Annotated in this window: 17 protein-coding genes; 4 read left to right on the top strand and 13 right to left on the bottom strand. The window is 66.6% G+C overall.

Features of this window, described 5'->3' with window-relative positions; translation table 11 throughout:
* Window positions 1–10 precede the first annotated feature (10 nt).
* From M8009_RS09570 to M8009_RS19085, 4 genes are read right to left on the bottom strand one after another with little or no spacing between them, the layout of a single operon-like run.
* Window positions 11–685 carry an alpha/beta hydrolase gene (locus M8009_RS09570; RefSeq protein ID WP_250060617.1) on the bottom strand — a complete coding sequence of 225 codons (675 nt, stop codon included), beginning with the start codon at window positions 683–685 and terminating at the stop codon, window positions 11–13.
* The gene (locus M8009_RS09565) at window positions 676–981 is read right to left on the bottom strand and encodes a hypothetical protein (RefSeq protein ID WP_250060616.1); all 306 of its coding nucleotides are present in this window, start codon (window positions 979–981) and stop codon (window positions 676–678) included. The genes M8009_RS09570 and M8009_RS09565 overlap by 10 nt, the downstream gene beginning before the upstream one ends.
* A 48-nt stretch (window positions 982–1,029) precedes the next feature.
* Window positions 1,030–1,404 carry a DUF488 domain-containing protein gene (locus M8009_RS09560; RefSeq protein WP_250060615.1) on the bottom strand — a complete coding sequence of 125 codons (375 nt, stop codon included), beginning with the start codon at window positions 1,402–1,404 and terminating at the stop codon, window positions 1,030–1,032.
* A 49-nt stretch (window positions 1,405–1,453) separates the two neighbouring features.
* Window positions 1,454–1,585: a hypothetical protein gene (locus M8009_RS19085; RefSeq protein ID WP_284047783.1), complete on the bottom strand. Its 132-nt coding sequence runs from the start codon at window positions 1,583–1,585 to the stop codon at window positions 1,454–1,456.
* 130 nt (window positions 1,586–1,715) lie between these two features.
* Between M8009_RS19085 and M8009_RS09555 the strand changes: the two genes are divergently transcribed.
* Entirely contained in the window at window positions 1,716–2,162 is a 447-nt protein-coding gene (locus tag M8009_RS09555) for a YHS domain-containing (seleno)protein (RefSeq protein ID WP_250060614.1), read from the top strand.
* 352 nt (window positions 2,163–2,514) lie between these two features.
* Here M8009_RS09555 and M8009_RS09550 read toward each other — a convergent pair whose 3' ends face one another.
* From M8009_RS09550 to M8009_RS09525, 6 genes are all read right to left on the bottom strand, one after another.
* Complete coding sequence (locus M8009_RS09550; protein ID WP_250060613.1) at window positions 2,515–2,718, bottom strand: cold-shock protein; 204 nt, start codon at window positions 2,716–2,718, stop codon at window positions 2,515–2,517.
* A 790-nt stretch (window positions 2,719–3,508) separates the two neighbouring features.
* The gene (locus M8009_RS09545; RefSeq protein ID WP_250060612.1) at window positions 3,509–4,282 is read right to left on the bottom strand and encodes an ADP-ribosylglycohydrolase family protein; all 774 of its coding nucleotides are present in this window, start codon (window positions 4,280–4,282) and stop codon (window positions 3,509–3,511) included.
* Between the two features lie 173 nt (window positions 4,283–4,455).
* The gene (locus tag M8009_RS09540) at window positions 4,456–5,301 is read right to left on the bottom strand and encodes an MOSC domain-containing protein (RefSeq protein ID WP_250060611.1); all 846 of its coding nucleotides are present in this window, start codon (window positions 5,299–5,301) and stop codon (window positions 4,456–4,458) included.
* Between the two features lie 35 nt (window positions 5,302–5,336).
* Window positions 5,337–5,546, bottom strand: coding sequence for a GDCCVxC domain-containing (seleno)protein (locus tag M8009_RS09535; protein WP_250060610.1), 210 nt, complete (start codon window positions 5,544–5,546; stop codon window positions 5,337–5,339).
* A 38-nt stretch (window positions 5,547–5,584) separates the two neighbouring features.
* Window positions 5,585–5,929, bottom strand: a complete 345-nt coding sequence (locus M8009_RS09530) for a hypothetical protein (protein ID WP_250060609.1) — start codon at window positions 5,927–5,929, stop codon at window positions 5,585–5,587.
* Between the two features lie 176 nt (window positions 5,930–6,105).
* Window positions 6,106–7,185: an NAD(P)-dependent alcohol dehydrogenase gene (locus M8009_RS09525; protein WP_250060608.1), complete on the bottom strand. Its 1,080-nt coding sequence runs from the start codon at window positions 7,183–7,185 to the stop codon at window positions 6,106–6,108.
* Window positions 7,186–7,380: 195 nt separating this feature from the next.
* Between M8009_RS09525 and M8009_RS09520 the strand changes: the two genes are divergently transcribed.
* From M8009_RS09520 to thpD, 3 genes are all read left to right on the top strand, one after another.
* On the top strand, window positions 7,381–8,262 hold the full coding sequence (locus M8009_RS09520; RefSeq protein ID WP_250060607.1) for a DMT family transporter: 882 nt from the start codon (window positions 7,381–7,383) through the stop codon (window positions 8,260–8,262).
* Between the two features lie 35 nt (window positions 8,263–8,297).
* A complete protein-coding gene (locus tag M8009_RS09515; protein ID WP_250060606.1) occupies window positions 8,298–9,050 on the top strand; it encodes a Mut7-C RNAse domain-containing protein in 753 nt (250 codons plus the stop codon).
* Between the two features lie 183 nt (window positions 9,051–9,233).
* Window positions 9,234–10,184: an ectoine hydroxylase gene (gene thpD, locus M8009_RS09510; RefSeq protein ID WP_250060605.1), complete on the top strand. Its 951-nt coding sequence runs from the start codon at window positions 9,234–9,236 to the stop codon at window positions 10,182–10,184.
* Between the two features lie 90 nt (window positions 10,185–10,274).
* Here thpD and M8009_RS09505 read toward each other — a convergent pair whose 3' ends face one another.
* The 3 genes from M8009_RS09505 to M8009_RS09495 form a co-directional block, all read right to left on the bottom strand.
* Window positions 10,275–11,048: an enoyl-CoA hydratase-related protein gene (locus M8009_RS09505; RefSeq protein ID WP_250060604.1), complete on the bottom strand. Its 774-nt coding sequence runs from the start codon at window positions 11,046–11,048 to the stop codon at window positions 10,275–10,277.
* Window positions 11,049–11,135: 87 nt separating this feature from the next.
* Window positions 11,136–11,984: a 3-hydroxybutyryl-CoA dehydrogenase gene (locus M8009_RS09500; RefSeq protein WP_250060603.1), complete on the bottom strand. Its 849-nt coding sequence runs from the start codon at window positions 11,982–11,984 to the stop codon at window positions 11,136–11,138.
* A gap of 25 nt (window positions 11,985–12,009) precedes the next feature.
* Window positions 12,010–13,641 carry an acyl-CoA synthetase gene (locus M8009_RS09495; RefSeq protein ID WP_250060602.1) on the bottom strand — a complete coding sequence of 544 codons (1,632 nt, stop codon included), beginning with the start codon at window positions 13,639–13,641 and terminating at the stop codon, window positions 12,010–12,012.
* Between the last annotated feature and the right edge of the window lie 4 nt (window positions 13,642–13,645).

Genomic DNA, 13,645 nt, shown 5'->3' with positions numbered 1-13,645 from the left:
GCCAGGCGTTTCAGTCACGCAGGATGGTCATGCGGCGCGTCTCGTCCTCGGGGAAGACACGCCCACTGCGCAGGGCGGCGAACAGGTGAAGGAACACCACGCCGGGCTCTCCGAATACCTCGCCGGAGCGGAAGTAGGAGTGCCCCTTGGGGTAGTCATAGCGGGTATTGACGTCGTCACAGTCCACTGCGAAGACGTTGCGCGCCACCTTCGTCATGTCCTGCGGGCCGGAGTGGCCGAGGCGCCGGGAGGCGATGCGGTTCTTCAGGTTCGAGGCCTTGCTGGCGCGCAGCGCCAGGTCATCGGAGGCGAAGTAGACCGTGACGTTGCGGGAGGAATGGACGATCAGCTCGCCGCTATGCCCCTCCTCCAGCGACTCGTTGACGATATCCGCGGCGATCAGGAAGGTGTTGCGGAACAGCATCGGCACCCCACCCGGCAGGGAGTACTTGCGCCATACGCGCAGCGTCTCGCGCAGCACCCGGTTGCCCATGGAATGAGCCAGCACGTTGATGCGCTTGAGGCAGGGGGTCGAGTCCACCTCGAACTGATCGCTCTCGCGCCACTCCAGGAAGCGCTGCAGCACACGGGCGAAGGAGAAGGCACTGAGGTCCGCCGACTCCTGGTCATCCCAGTAGTCCTTGACGATGCCCAGGTCGTTGTCGCAGGGCCAGATCAGGGGCACCACCAGCACCTCGCCGGGCTGGCATCGCAGAGTTCCTGGAACTCCCGCGCCGCCGAGAAGACGTCCGTCGGCAGGTTAGAGAAACCATGGAGGTAGATCACCACCTGGCGAGCATCGGACTCTTTCAGACGCCGCAGGAAGGCCGTGCTGCCGAGTTCCTGGTACTGACCCGCCGCGACCTCCTCGCAGTAGAAGACAGAGTTGCTGGCGGCGTTGTTCTTGAGGTCGAAGTCGAAGGGTCGGTTCGCCCGGGTGCGAATGCTCTGGGTGGGGAACCGATTGGTGATGAACAGCATGGCGGCCATATCGCAGGACGGCGGCCAAGGCGTCGCCTCCCCTTGAAGTTAGCTGCTGTCGGCTCGCAGGCCAGGCGCGAGCATGGCCAGGTACTGAGCCAGTACCACGGCGTTGTTGTGGCGCTCGTCCTTGGCGGCGAAGACCAGGGTGACGGTGTCGCTGGCGGCGCGCTCGGCCAGGCCCCTCAGCGTCTCGCGGTGAGCCTTGAGTTCGGCCAGGTAGCGCCGACGGAACTCGCCCCAGCCAAGCTCCACGCCATGGAACGCCTTGCGCAGCTCGTCGCTGGGGGCAATCTCCTTGCACCACTCGTCGATCCGCGCATCGGCTTTTGCCACCCCGCGGGGCCAGAGCCGGTCGACCAGCACCCGGTAGCCATCGTCTCGACTGGGTGTCTCGAAGGCACGCTTCAGCTCGATGCTCATGGAGGACCTCCTGGCGGCGAATACGCCACCAGTGTAGCCAAGCTGCGGCTCAGGCCTCGAGTACGTAGCGCCGGATCTCGTCGCGCCAGTCGGTGTGGATCTCGCCGGAAAGGTAGACGGTAAAGCTCATGGAGGGCTCCAGGACAGGGAATCGAGCCGCCATGGTAGCCAAGAAAGCCATTTATTGGAAATGCATTCCATTTTACACAGGCGCTCTCTCGTGCCCCCGCGAGGACGGCCATGACGCTTGTAAGGCCAGGGGCCGTTGCCCGACAGAGCCCTGTGACCGCAGGGTCGAGAGGAGGCAGATCATGAAACGCACGCATGGGTGGAGGGCCGCCGTTCTGGTGGCTAGCCTGGCCTTGTCGCTGGGGGCGGCGGCCGACGGGCGCATCTTCACGCGCGACGGCCTGGCCATCGGCGGCACGGACCCGGTGGCCTACTTCACCGAGGGCCGGCCGGTGGCGGGCTCGCCGGACTATCAACTGGTGTGGCACGAGGCCACCTGGCAGTTCGCCTCAGCCGAGCATCGCGACCGCTTCGAGGCCGACCCCGAGGCCTACGCCCCGCAGTACGGCGGCTGGTGCGCCTGGGCGGCGGCCCGCGGTGAAGCCGCCTCGACCGTGCCCGAGGCGTGGAAGGTCGTCGACGACAAGCTCTACCTGAACTACAGCCGCTTCATCCAGTGGCGCTGGGAGCGCGACATTCCCGGCTACATCGAGGCCGCCGATGCCCACTGGCCGGATATCTTCGAGTGATGATCCCGCCTGATGGAGCGCCATCAGGCGGCCGGGGCCGGATAGGACGCTCACGCCACCCCAACGAAAATGGCCCGCGACCTCTCGCGGGCCATTTTGTGTGTTGGAGGGTTCATCGACTCGGTGAGGTGAAGGGAAGCCCCATGATCGTCGAGCTACATTCCAGGATGTCGTTATCGCAGGAACGCAGATGTCGGTATCAGGCTTCTACGTGACCAAGCCTGAAATGAGAAGCGCCATAATCCTGACTTTCCGTGAACCTAGGCTTCGACAGACTGGAAAATCGCACACAGAAACACCAAGGCCCGCCGAAGCGGGCCTTGGAGCGCGACAATGGCTGCCTAACGAAAGGTTAGAGAGCCTGGATGTTTGAAGCCTGGAGGCCTTTCTGCCCCTGAGTCACGTCGAACGAGACCTGTTGGCCATCCTGCAGAGATTTGAAGCCGTCAGCTTGAATCGCCGAAAAATGGGCGAACACATCATCACCACCGTTGGCGGGAGAAATGAAGCCAAAACCTTTAGCGTCGTTGAACCACTTAACTGTGCCAGTTGTCATGATCGAATTCCTTAGCGCGAAGCGCTTTTATTGCGGTTGCCGGGTGCTACCCCAGATGAAGCAGGTAAAACAAGGGGATATAACCAAGCTGCCGAATGATTCGAGTACAACTGACATATGCGACTTGCTAACCAACTAAATACAACTCTCTCATACCGAACCGAAGGAAGTCAAACGATATTTCCACTAGCGATTAGCCTAACGAGGGAAAGCGGCGAGCCACTACACGGCGATCGAGAGTGTATCAGCCACTTGTTCGGCATTTTCCAGAACGTCACCGAACTGCGCCTGTGGCCAAGCCGCGCCTCAATGAGCCATTCCCCGCGACGCGCCAGAGGTGTAATTTCGACGGCCTGTTCTCAGCCTTGGTTTCTCTCCTTGCACGTCGCCGCTCCTGCCTCCGTGCTCGACGTCCTGCGTCGAGCAACCCGCCACGACCACCATGCCCTGGACCACCATCCACGGCTGGCTTTCCGTGGCCATGCACGACGAGCAGCACCTCTGGGGGGGATGATGCTGTTTCGCCCCGAACGTCGTGAGATCCGCCGCTGGGCCGCTGGGACCAGGTCGCCATCCCTGCGGAAACATTGCGTCACTTCACGTTAGCAAAGATTGCTTCGGTTTGTATCACCGGAATCTGATGAAAAGGTCGTAGGTTTCTGGTGCCAATGGATGGCCGGCCTAAGCCGCTGGCGGGGTATCGATGCGAAGCTACCGCGGTAATGGGGAGATGGCCTGCTTCACGGCAGGCCCTGCATGTCTGCCGGCATCAGGACCGGGTGGGGAAAGCTTAGTCGAGGCCGTGGCGCATCCGGAAGGCCTCGACCACGCGCCGCAGTTCGGGGGTAAGTCTCGCCAGGGCCTCCTCGGCGATCGGGGCCGGCACGCCGCCATGGAAGGCTTCCGCCATGCCGCCCGCCATGCAGGCCAGGGTGTCGGCATCGCCGCCCAGCGAGACGGCATTGCGGATGGCCTCCTCGACGCCCTCCGCCTCCAGAAAGGCGATGATGGCCTGGGGCACCGAGCCCCGGCAGGTCACGTCGAAGCGATAGCCGGGACGGATATCGTCGAGGCGCGGCGCGAGGTCGTAATCGAAGCGCTCCTCGATCTCGGTGAGGATCTCGAGCCGCGAGGCGCCGTGACGGGCCAGGAAGATGACGGCCGCCACGGCCTGGGCGCCTCGGATGCCCTCGGGGTGGTCGTGGGTGACCTCGGCGCTGCGTCGGGCCAGCGACAGCGCCTCGTCCAGGGAGCCGGCCGCGAACCCCACCGGGCTGACCCGCATGGCCGAGCCATTGGCGAGGCTGTGGTAGGGGCGACGGTCGCCGCTCATCGCCCACTGGCGGAAATGGCCACCGAAGCCAGCCTCCGGGTAGCGGTGGTAGTAGTCGTGGAAGGCCTCGGCGAAGTCGCCCCCCTCGAGCAGCACCTCGGCCACCGCAACGCTCAGCACGGTATCGTCGGTGAAGGTGCTCCCGGGCGTGAACAGCGGGAAGTCGCGGGTCTTGGTGCCCGCTTGCTCGTGGACCGAGCCGATGATGTCGCCGGCGATGGCTCCCAGCATGCGTCACCTCCGTCGTCCGGTGCCTCGAAGTCCCGGAGGGCATCACTACGCGATGCATCTCGCGCAGCGCCCCCGTTTCCCCTTCTTCTCGCAGTATAGTCCGGCACGGAGCCGAGGAGAGCGTGCGGGGCGCGGCCGGAGCCGGAGAATCAGGGGATCCGGGAGTCAGGGCATCAGCGCGGGCTCGGCACCAGCGCCTCGCCGACGGCGATCGTCCGGCCCTCGCCCGCCAGCAGGATGGCGTTCTGGCCGAAGTAGCCCCCGGGGGCCAGGCGGGTGTTCATCTCCACCAGAGTGCGCAACGGCTCGCCGGGCACGGCGATCTCGCCGGTCGCCTGGTCGACGGTGGTGATCTTGCAGCGCTGGCAGGGCTTGCGCAGGCCCAGCCGGACCATGCCCTCTTGGAGGGAAAGCTCGCCCCAGCCGTTCTCGGCGAAGGACTCAGCGGCGTCCACCACGATGCTGGGCCGGAAGCGCGCCATGGGCACCGGGGCGAGCCCCTTGGTCTCGAGCACCCGGTTGACCTCGGCCAGGGAGGCCTCGGACACCACCAGGAAGGGATAGCCATCGGCGAAGGCGGTGTGGGCCTGCTCGCCGGGCGCCAGGAAGCGGGGCTCGACGTTACGACGCTGGTCCGGGGCGAAGCGCACCAGCCGCAGCCCACTGCCCTTGTAGTCGCCCAGCACGGCGCTGAGCCACGCGGCGGCCTCCGCTCCCTCGTCCAGTGCCTGGCACTGGTCGTCCCAGACATAGACCGGCAGCCGGGGCTGGTCGTCGAGCTGAAGTGGGATGCGCAGGGACGCCGTACCCGGATGCGACAGCACCAGGGCCTCGTCGTCGAGGCTTACCACGATCCGCGCCATGCGCGGCAGCTGGCGCTGGGTGACAAAGCGGCCGATGTCGTCGACCACCATCCATTGGCGGTCATGGGCCAGGCCGCGAACGCCCAGTTCAGCCTGGTCGAGCGTGATGCTGCCCAGCGACTTCACCGGGTAGATGTTGAGCCGGGTGATCTTCAAGGGACTCTCCTGTCATGTCGTCGGCACAGGTGGCCTCAGCCACACCCCTGCCCCTGCTGGATGGGCGGACAGGGCACGCTGCCATACGAGCAGAACACGCAGCAGTCACCGGGCCTGGGCCTGAGCAGGCGATGGCACGCCTCGCACTCGTAGAAGTGCTGACAGGCATCCGTGGGCATCGTCTCGGTCTTGGTGTGCCCGCATTCGGGGCAGGTGAGGGTCGATTCCCGGATGATATCGGCCATCGTCTCTCTCCTCTCACTGGCCGCGGACAGGTGACGTCCTACAGCCGGCGTGTCTCGACCACGTAGCCGATGATCGGGTAGCCCGCCTTGCGGGCGGCCTTCTCGGCTTCCAACTGGGCCTCGACCTTGGAGATGCTGGAGGAGACGTGCTCGAAGACGCTGTCGAGCTCCAGCGGCTTGGTGCGCACCGCCAGCTTCACCAGGTGGCCGGTCCTGGGCGCGCCGGACGGCTTGCTGCGCGCGGCCTTGGGGGCAGGGTTCTCGTCGGCTGGCCATTCGGGGGGCGAGGTCGCCGCCTTGCGCCGGGTCTCCTGCTCATTGTCCATGAACGCGTTGATCTCGCGACGCATCTGCTGCTCGAATTCGCTCAGTTCCGTTTCCATCGTGTCTCCGTCAACCACAGGGTCGAAATGAGTGTACCAGAACTCTCGCCGAGGCCATGCCTCCGTAAACACCCGCTCCATGGCGCATGCCGGGTTGGCGGCTCCTCGCTGCTCCCCCTGCTGGTTCACTCTTGCCCGGTGCCTGACGGCCGTCATTCTCTCGCGCTCGGTAACCCTCACGAGACCTCGAGGGCGATCTTGAGCACGCCGTCGCGCTGATGGGAGAAGAGATCGTAGGCATCGACGATCTTCTCCAGCGGGTAGCGGTGGGTCACCATGGGGCCGAGATCCAGGCGGCCGCTGTCGATGATCTGCATCAGCCGGCGCATGCGCTCCTTGCCGCCGGGACACAGCGAGGTGACGATGCGGTGATCGCCCAGCCCCGCGCAGAAGGCATCCAGCGGGATGGTGAGGTTCTCGGAGTAGACGCCGAGGCTCGACAGGGTGCCGCCGGGCTTGATGACGCGCAGCGCCTGCTCGAAGGTCTGCTGCAGCCCCAGCGCCTCGATGGAGGCGTCCACCCCGCGCCCACCGGTGAGCTTGAGGATCTCGGCGACCACGTCCACCTGGCGGAAGTTGAGGGTTACGTCGGCACCCATCTTGCGAGCCATCTCGAGGCGCTCGTCGACGCCATCCACGGCGATGATCAGCCCCGCGCCGCGCAGTCGGGCACCCGCGGTGGCGCACAGGCCGATGGGTCCCTGGGCGAACACCGCCACGCTGTCGCCGATCTTGATATTGGCCGACTCGGCGCCGGCGAAGCCGGTGGACATGATGTCCGGGCACATCAGCACCTGGTCGTCGGTGAGGCCGTCGGGCACCGGCGAGAGGTTGGCCTGGGCGTCCGGCACGCGCAGGTACTCGGCCTGGGCGCCATCGATGGTGTTGCCGAAGCGCCAGCCGCCCATGGGCTTGTAGCCATGGGCATGATGGCCGCCGTCCTGGGAACTGCAGCCATCCTGGCAGGCGTAGGAGGTGAAGCTCGGGCAGATGGCACCGGCGATCACCCGCTGCCCTTCCCGGTAGCCCTGCACGTTGGCGCCGAGCTTCTCGATCACGCCCACCGGCTCGTGGCCCACGATCAGGCCCTTCTCCACCGGGTACTCGCCCTTGAGGATGTGCACGTCGGTGCCGCAGATGGTGGTAGTGGTGACCCGGACCAGGGCGTCGTTGGGGCCGATGTCGGGGATCGGGCGGTCATCGATCTCGATGCGGCCGGGTTCAACGAAGACGGCGGCTTTCATCATGGCGGGCATGGCAGGCTCCTGGCGCGTGGGGAAAAGTGCCTTTCAGCTATAGCAGGCGTTCAGCACTCCTGCCTTGATTCCCGTCAATATCATGCTGCAATGCCACAAAGGCTGGCACAAAGCCCTCCCCACTTCCCAGCGTACCGCGACCTCCGTAACCTGGCGCTTTACCCACGACCGCCACCGTCCTCCCAAGGAACCCGAATGTCACCCGCCGATACCCTGCGCCTGCTGCTACTCTCCTCGCTGTGGGGCCTGTCGTTCATCTTCATGCGGGTGGCATCCCCCGAGTTCGGTCCGGTGCCGCTGGTGCTGGTGCGCATGGGCGTGGGTGCGCTGCTGCTGGTGCCGCTGCTGCTCAACGTTCGCTACCTCAGACTGGTGCGTGAGAACGCCGGCAGGCTCTTCCTACTGGGCTTGATCAACCATGTGCTGCCCTTCTCGCTGCTAGCACTCGCCACTACCCGCCTGGAGGCGGGGTTCACCTCGCTGATCAATGCCACCACGCCGATCTTCACCGCGCTGCTCGGGGCGCTGTTCTTCGCCACGCCCATCCAGCGCCAGCAGTACCTGGGGCTGGCCATGGCCCTGTTCGGGGTCTATGTGCTCTCGGCCGACCGGCTGGACTTCGCCCTGGGCGGCGACGGCTGGTTCATCCTCGCCGTGCTGGGGGCGACCTTCTGCTACGGCGTGGCCGGCAACTACTCGAAGACCTATCTCGCTCACCTGCCGGTGCGAGTGCTGGCCGCCGGCAGCACCGCCATGTCGGCGCTGATCCTGCTCGTCCCGGGGCTGCTGCTGTGGCCCGCGGAGCCGATCAGCGGCCTGGCCTGGGCCAACGGCCTGGCGCTGGCGGTGCTCAGCACCACGCTGGCCTTCCTGCTCTACTTCGGGCTGATCGCCAGCGCCGGGGCCACAGCCACCTCCACGGTGACCTTCCTGGTGCCGGTCAGCGCCCTGGTGTGGGGCTACCTGCTGCTGGGCGAGCGTCTCGGCCTGCAGATACTGGCCGGGATGGCGATCACCCTGGCCGGCACCGCCATCGCTACCCGCATGATCCGGCGACGCCGCGGCCGGGTGGCCTAGACTGACCCCGGCCACCTCCTCGAGGAGGAAACGCCATGCCCCACGCCGACTTTCGACTCCGTGACCGATTGAACGATTTCCTGCCGCCTGCAGAGCGCGGCGGGACCCTGTCCCGGGACGTGTCGCGCCGGGCCGCCATCAAGGACGTGATCGAGTCGCTGGGAGTGCCACATACCGAGGTGGACGTCATCCTGGTCGACGGCGCCCCGGTGGGCTTCGAGCACATCCTGGCCGGCGGTGAGCGGGTGGAGGTCTGCCCCTGGACGATTGCCCCGCCGGTGGCCCGCCACCTGCGTCCGCGCCCGCCGCCATGCCCACGCTTCCTGCTGGATGCCCAGCTGGGCCGCCTCGCCCGCTACCTGCGCCTGCTCGGCTTCGATTGCCATTACCGCAACGACATCGGCAACGCCGAGCTGGCCGCCCGAGCCGACAAGGAGCAACGCGTGGTACTGACCCGCGACCGTCTGCTGCTCAAGCGCAAGCGCATCCGTCTCGCCCACTATGTGCGCGCCGACGAGCCCTGGCAGCAGGTCGAGGAGGTGTGCCGGGAGTTCGACCTGCGCCCGGTCTCCGCGCCCTTCACCCGCTGCACCCACTGCAATGGCCGTCTCGCCGCAGTGGCCAAGGAGGCGGTAATCGACCGGCTCGAGCCTCTGACGCGGCAGTATGTGGACGACTTCCTGCAGTGCGAGGGCTGCGGCCGGCTCTACTGGCACGGCAGCCATGTCGCGCGAATGAAGGAGCGGGTCGAGCGGCTGCGGCAGACCCTGGCGCAACCTGCAGGATGAAAGCGTCCCGCCCGGCCACCTGGCCAGGGTTGAACTCCAGCGACCTCGACCAGAGGTAGAGACCAGAGAGACAGGTCCCGGATCCCCCGGTGACGATCCAGCAGGACGGTCCGACGGTGTAGAACCGGTTTCGCCGGGGGACGTTCGAGATTCGCGTTACTGGAATCACGAGGAGGTTTTCCCATGGTGGATCATCTCGACCCCTATCCCACTCGCCTGACCGAATACCGCGCGCCGCTCCCCCGCCGGGAGCCGGTGGTGCATGCCCGCAACCAGCGTCGCTGGGAGGGCCCACTGGATGAAGTCGCCCTTTCACGCTACGAGCGGGACGGCTTCCTGTGGTTCGAGGGCTTCTTCTCCCGAGACCGCATCGAGCCGTTCTTCGAGGAACTCAAGGCGATGGCCAACGACGAGGCGCTGATGCGCTCCGAGCAGGTCATCAAGGACCCGGCCAGCGGCGCCATCCGCTCCGTGTTCGGCATGCACCAGCTCTCGGAGCACTTCGACCGCCTGACGCGCGACCCGCGCATCCTGGGCATGGTGCGGCAGTTGCTTGGCAGCGAGGTCTACATCCACCAGTCACGCATCAACGACAAGTACGGCTTCCAGGGCAGCGGCTTCGACTGGCATTCGGATTTCGAAACCTGGCACGCCGAGGACGGCATGCCACGCATGCGGGCGGTGAGCGCCTCGCTGATGCTGACCGACAACAGCGAGTTCAATGGGCCGCTGATGCTGATCCCCGGCTCCCACCGCCAGTTCGTGCCCTGCATGGGCGAGACGCCCGAGGCGAACTGGCAGGAATCGCTCAAGGCCCAGAAGGTGGGCGTGCCGGATCAGCAGGCCCTGGCCAGCCTGGCCGAGCACGGCGGCATCCAGGCACCCAAGGGACCGGCAGGCTCGCTGCTGCTGTTCGAGTGCAACACCCTGCACGCCTCGAACGAGAACATGTCGCCCTGGCCGCGCTCCAACCTGTTCTTCGTCTACAACAGCGTGGACAACGCCCTGGAGGAGCCCTACGCGGCCCCGTCGCGGCGACCCGAGTTCCTGGCCACGCGCGGCAACATCGAGCCGCTGACGATGCATGACGACTTCCCGGAGCTCGCCGGTCAGGGCGTCGACCCGCTGCGCTGAGCCCGCCGGGCGTCATGCCCTTTCCCATCCGCACACGACAACGGCCGTGGCGTCACCGCCACGGCCGTTGTCACTGGGGTCGCGCCAGTCTCAGAAGTCGGGCTTGCGCTTCTCGACGAAGGCGCTCATGCCCTCGGTCTGCTCGTCGCCGGCGAAGCAGAAGGCGAACAGGGCGTTCTCCAACGACAGGGCGCTGTCGAGGTCCTGATCCATGCCGTCGTGGATCGCCTGCTTGGTGGCCCGCACCGCGCGCGGCCCGTTGCCACCGAGCTGCTTGGTGAGCTCCTCGACGTAGGCCTCGAGCTCGGCCTGGGGCATCACCCGGTTGACCAGGCCGATGCGCAGGGCCTCGCTGGCGTCGATCTTGCGGCCGGTGGTGCACAGGTCGAGCGCCATGGCCGGACCGACCCGGCGTGGCAGGCGCTGGGTGCCACCGAAGCCGGGGATCACGCCGAGCAGCACCTCGGGCTGGCCGAAGATGGCATTGTCGCTGGCCACCGCCCAGTCACAGGCCAGCGCCAGCTCGCAGCCGCCGCCCAGGCAGAAGCCGTTGACCAGCGCCACGGTGGGCACCGGCAGGGTCTCCAGGCGCTTGACGGTCGCCAGCGCCTGGCGGGCGAAGGCGCGCGCCTGCTCCGGGGTCTTGTCACGCATCTCGGCGATATCGGCGCCGGCCACGAAGGACTTCTCGCCGGCGCCGGTGATCAGCACGGCACGCAGGTCATCGCGGGCTTCCAGCTCGGCCAGCACGCTGTCCAGCTCGGCCAGCACGGCGCTGTTCAGGGCGTTCAGCGCCTTGGGACGACTGATGGTCAGACGCACGATGCCGGCGTTCTCGACCACCTCGATCAGGGTCTCGCTCATAGGGGGCTCCTGGCGTTGTTCTCGAAGGGCAGACCGCCCAACCCTAGCGAACGCTTGGTTGGGCGGCAATCCCCTCTTTTGTCGGGATCAGCTGTAGACGTGGAAGCCGCGGCCACTCTTCCGTCCCAGATAGCCGGCATCGACCATGCGCTTGAGCAGCGGGCAGGGGCGGTACTTGGGATCGCCGAAGCCCTCCTGCAGCACCTCCATGATCGCCAGGCAGACGTCCAGGCCGATCAGGTCGGCGAGCGCCAGCGGACCCATGGGATGGGCGGCGCCCAGCTTCATGGCCTCGTCCACCGCCTCGGGGGTGGCGGCGCCCTCCTGCACCAGGAAGGCCGCCTCGTTGATCATCGGCACCAGCAGGCGGTTGACCGCGAAGCCGGGCGAGTCGCCCACCGGCACCGCGGTCTTGCCGAGATCGGCCGCCAGCCGCTCGATGCGCGCCACGGTGGCGTCGCTGGTCTGCTCGGCACGGATGACCTCGACCAGCTTGAGCACCGGCACCGGGTTGAAGAAGTGCATGCCCACCACCCGCTCGGGACGCTCGCAGACGGCGGCGAGCCGGGTCAGCGACAGCGAGGAGGTGTTGGAGGCCAGGATGGCGTCGTGGCTCAGCCGGCTCAGGTCGCGGAACAGCTTCTCCTTGAGCGCCGGCTGCTCGGGGGCGGCCTCGATGATCACCTCGCAGTCGCGCAGGGCATCCAGGGCGGTGGTGGTATCCAGGCGCGACAGGGCGGCGTCCTTGTCGGCCTCGGCCAGCTTCTCCTTGGCCACCAGCTTGCCCAGGCCCTTGTCGATGGCCCCGTGGGCACGCTCGAGCTGCTCGTCGGCCACGTCGTAGAGCTTGACGGTGAAGCCGCTGGTGACCAGGACCTGGGCGATGCCCTGGCCCATGGTGCCGGCGCCGACCACGCCGATCGGTTGTTGGCTCATTGCACTCTCCTTGATTTCGAAAGACTCACTGCTTGCGCGCTTCGTCGCGCAACACGAACTTCTGGATCTTGCCGGTGGAGGTCTTGGGCAGCTCGCTGAAGATCACCGTCTTCGGTGCCTTGAAGTGCGCCAGGTGCGCTCGGCAGTGGTCGATGATCTGCTGTTCGGTGACCTCGTCATAGCCGACCTTGAGCTTGACGAAGGCGCAGGGGGTCTCGCCCCACTTCTCGTCGGGCTTGGCCACCACCGCGGCCTCCTCCACCGCCGGATGCGAATAGATACAGTCCTCCACCTCGATGGTGGAGATGTTCTCGCCGCCGGAGATGATGATGTCCTTGGAGCGGTCCTTGATCTCGATGTAGCCGTCCGCATGCCACACGGCCAGGTCGCCGGTATGGTACCAGCCGCCCTCCAGGGCCTGCTCGGTGGCCGCCTCGTTCTTGAGGTAGCCCTTCATCACGTTGTTGCCGCGCATCAGGATCTCGCCGATGGTCTGGCCATCCTTGGGCACCGGCTCCAGGGTGTTGGGATCGGCCACGCAGAGCGCCTCCAGCATGTGGTAGCGCACGCCCTGGCGAGACTTGAGCCTGGCACGCTCCTCCATGGGCAGCTCGTTCCACGCCTCGCGCCAGGCGCAGGAGGTCACCGGGCCATAGACCTCGGTGAGGCCGTAGACGTGGGTCACGTCGATGCCGAGTGTCTCCACGCCAGCGATCACCGAGGCGGGCGGCGCCGCCCCCGCGGTGGTGACCTTCACCGGGTGCTCGAAGTCGCGCTTGTCGGCGTCCGGCAGGTTGACCAGGCCGTTGAGCACGATGGGTGCGCCGCTGAAATGGCTGACCTGCTCGTCGGCGATCAGGTCCATCACCTTCTTCGGCTCCACCTTGCGCAGACAGACGTTGGTGCCGGCGGCGGCGGCGATGGTCCAGGGGAAGCACCAGCCGTTGCAGTGGAACATCGGCAGGGTCCAAAGATAGACCGGATGGTGGGGCATCGCCCACACCAGGATATTGCTGACGGCATTCAGGTAGGCACCGCGGTGGTGGTAGACCACGCCCTTGGGCTTGCCGGTGGTGCCGGAGGTGTAGTTCAGCGAGATCGCCTGCCACTCGTCCTCGGGCAGCCGATAGGGATAGGCCGGGTCACCCTCGGCGAGCAGCGCCTCGTACTCGAGCTCGCCGATGGCGCGTCCCTCGGCCATGAACTGCTTGTCCGCCACGTCGATGATCAGCGGCTTGCGCTCGAGCCTGCTTACCGCCTCCTCGATCACGTCGGCAAACTCCGGATCGACGAGGATCGCCTTCGCCTCGCCGTGCTCGAGCATGTAGGCGATGGCCTCGGCGTCCAGGCGGATGTTGAGGGTGTTGAGCACGCAGCCGGCCAGCGGCACGCCGAAGTGGACCTCGAACATCGCCGGCACGTTGGGCAGCATCGCCGCCACCGTCTCGCCGGCGTGGATGCCGCGCTGCTCCAGCGCCGAGGCGAGCCGCCGGCAACGCTCCCAGGTGGTGGCCCAGTCGCGTCGGATCTCGCCGTGGACCACCGCCGGATAGTCCGGATAGACCGAGGCGGTGCGCTCGATGAAGGTCAGCGGCGAGAGCGCCACGAAATTGGCGGGGGTCCTGGGCAGGCCCTGCTCGAAGATGCTCTGGCTCATGGGG

This window comes from Halomonas gemina, from assembly GCF_023554995.1.
Taxonomy (GTDB): domain Bacteria; phylum Pseudomonadota; class Gammaproteobacteria; order Pseudomonadales; family Halomonadaceae; genus Halomonas; species Halomonas gemina.
The sequence above is the reverse complement of the archived record's forward strand: the minus strand, read 5'-3'. Positions and strand labels throughout refer to the sequence as shown.